This window comes from Streptomyces sp. 8L, assembly GCF_020176795.1.
In the GTDB taxonomy this organism is placed as follows: Bacteria; Actinomycetota; Actinomycetes; order Streptomycetales; family Streptomycetaceae; genus Streptomyces.
The window spans coordinates 1-2,177 of sequence record NZ_JAIUKE010000219.1 but is presented as its reverse complement, the minus strand read 5'-3'; the positions used below and the strand labels follow the sequence as shown (position 1 = coordinate 2,177).

Annotated in this window: 4 protein-coding genes; 2 read left to right on the top strand and 2 right to left on the bottom strand. The window is 71.3% G+C overall.

The genetic code is table 11. From position 1 onward, the window contains the following. The first annotated feature begins 233 nt into the window (after positions 1–233). Entirely contained in the window at positions 234–362 is a 129-nt protein-coding gene (locus LCE31_RS40465) for a hypothetical protein (protein WP_263632041.1), read from the top strand. A gap of 266 nt (positions 363–628) precedes the next feature. On the opposite strand, the gene LCE31_RS19325 is transcribed toward LCE31_RS40465, so the two are convergent. Next, entirely contained in the window at positions 629–901 is a 273-nt protein-coding gene (locus tag LCE31_RS19325; RefSeq protein WP_225015819.1) for an XRE family transcriptional regulator, read from the bottom strand. Between the two features lie 220 nt (positions 902–1,121). Here LCE31_RS19325 and LCE31_RS19320 point away from each other — a divergent pair, with 220 nt between their 5' ends. After that, positions 1,122–1,595 carry a helix-turn-helix domain-containing protein gene (locus tag LCE31_RS19320; RefSeq protein ID WP_225015818.1) on the top strand — a complete coding sequence of 158 codons (474 nt, stop codon included), beginning with the start codon at positions 1,122–1,124 and terminating at the stop codon, positions 1,593–1,595. 64 nt (positions 1,596–1,659) lie between these two features. On the opposite strand, the gene LCE31_RS19315 is transcribed toward LCE31_RS19320, so the two are convergent. Then, positions 1,660–1,938, bottom strand: a complete 279-nt coding sequence (locus LCE31_RS19315; protein ID WP_225015816.1) for a small hydrophobic protein — start codon at positions 1,936–1,938, stop codon at positions 1,660–1,662. Positions 1,939–2,177 lie beyond the last annotated feature (239 nt).

Sequence of the window (2,177 nt, the reverse complement as noted above, 5' to 3'; positions counted from 1 at the left end):
GTGCCGGTGGGCGCCGGCCCCGCCCTGGGGCGCACCGGGGGCGCGCGGGCGGGTTCGTGTGCAACCACGGCTCACGCCCGGCGACTTGAACGAGCCGTGCGGCCACGCCCCCGCCGGTATGCTGATCGGGTCTGACTCCTTGAGATCAACGAAGGCTTCACCGCGGTCCGCGAGCCGGAGGCGGTGAGGGCCCCTGGCAATCGCCCGGGGTGCCTTGAGGGAAAGGAGCGGGCGTGGAGGACCTCGACGGGGCAGAGCAGCCGCGGAGGCGTTGGACCGGACCCGAGAAATGGTCGGTCGCGCTGACAGCGCTCGGCTTGCTTGTCGCGGTCATCGCCACGGTGGAGCAGTTCGTCCGATAAGACGGCTGCACACGGACCCGTCGGGGCCGAAGGCCGCCGCGCACAGCGGTGGGGCCGGTCGGCGTGAACTCGACCGGGCTCGTGAACCGCCTCGACAGGGCCTGTTTCCGGGGGCATCCGGAGGCAGGCCCTCCGGCGTGAACCATCACCCGGAGGCGAGGACACGCCTCACGGCGGCTCCACTCTATTCATTAATCTATTTCCGCGGGCCGAAACCAGCAATCTGTTACACATATGCCATTGGCATATCCATGACCTGCCTGCGCCTACCCGTCCCCGGGAAAGGGCGGAGGCAGGCTGAACAGGCGGTGGATCGGGGCGTCCAGCACCTCCGCGATCAGCCACGCGGTGGACAGCTCGCAGCGCTCCCTCGCCGTACTCCCCCGGCCCGCGATGCGGCCGATCGTCGCCGCGCTCACCCCGCGCCCCGTCGGGTCGACCTCCCTCGTCTTCTCGGCGAGGCCGGGGCCTGACAGCCCCTGACGGCGCATTTCGTCGCGCAACGGCTGGCCGTGCGCCTTGCGGTGCACTTTCGGCATCGGGGTACCTCATGCGGGTCGGTGAGCCTGCGGGACGCCCTCCGGACGAGGTGCTGATACTTTTCTACAGTTACGGTTACAGGGGTGTCAACGAGTCACACCGCAGTTCGTCACCGTAAGGAATCACGCGGACACCGAGGGTGCGCCGAGGAGGGACACGACGGCGCGGCCTTCTACTTTTGGTTGCGAAAAGTAGAAGGCGCCAGGCAATCTGTTGCTCGTGGCAGACGCTGAACCGACCGCCGAACGGACCACCGCCCCACCGGATGAACCGGCCGCCGGGCACAACGCCGCCCGAAACGCCGCACGGCATCCGGCATCGAAGGCCGGGGCGGGCACGGACGATTTCGCACAGCTCCTCGTACGTCTCAAGGCGCACTACGGCGTCACCGACAGCGAGATCGCACGGCGTATCGACGTCTCACCCGCCACCGTCAACCACTGGGTGCACCGCAAGCGCGGCACCGGGCGGGGGCCCAAGCGGGCCAGCCTGGAGGCGCTGGCCCGGGAGTTCCCCCACTTCCCGCTGGAGGAGATCTTCGCCTCCGTCGGACGCGCCGTCCCCGGCTCCGTCAGCAGCGACGAGGAGGCCGAAGTGCTCACGGTGTACGCCGACCTGACGGCGGTGCAGCAGGAGTTCACCCTCATCCAGATGCGCGCCCTGCGGGAGAGCAACCTCCACGGGCGCGCCTGAGCGGCCACGCGAAGGGGGAGGAACGGCGGAAACCCGCCGCTCCTCCCCCGGCCGCCCACTCGGGTCAGACCAGGCTGATCAGTGCCAGCACCGTGTCGATGGCGCCCAGCACCACGGCGATCACCGCCGGGATGTGGCGGTTGGACCACTGGCGGTTCATGGAGAGCCAGCCGGTGATCAGCGCGACCGGGCCGAGCACGATCCCGAGTACGAAGAATCCCGCGATCGCGCAGATCAGCCCGATGATCCCGAACGTCGCGCGGTCCGGCCCGTTCCGCGGCCCCATCCGGCCGCGCGAACGGGGGCTCATGCGCGTACGGGTGCTGCTGCCGAAACCCGCCATGACTCCTCATCCTCCCGGAACTACCGGCCTGTTCGGACCTTCGCCCGTCCGCGTACCCCGCATCCGGACGGCCATGTGCCGGGCACAGGGACGGCCACCGGGGCGGCCGTCTCCCGGACGGCGGGAAGGGCCCCCCGGGGGGGGGCGGCGGGGGCGGGGGGGCCCGGGGGGGGCCGGGGGGGGGGCGGGGCCCCCCGCCCCCCCGCGGCGGGGGGCGGGGGCGCCCCGGGGGGCGGGGG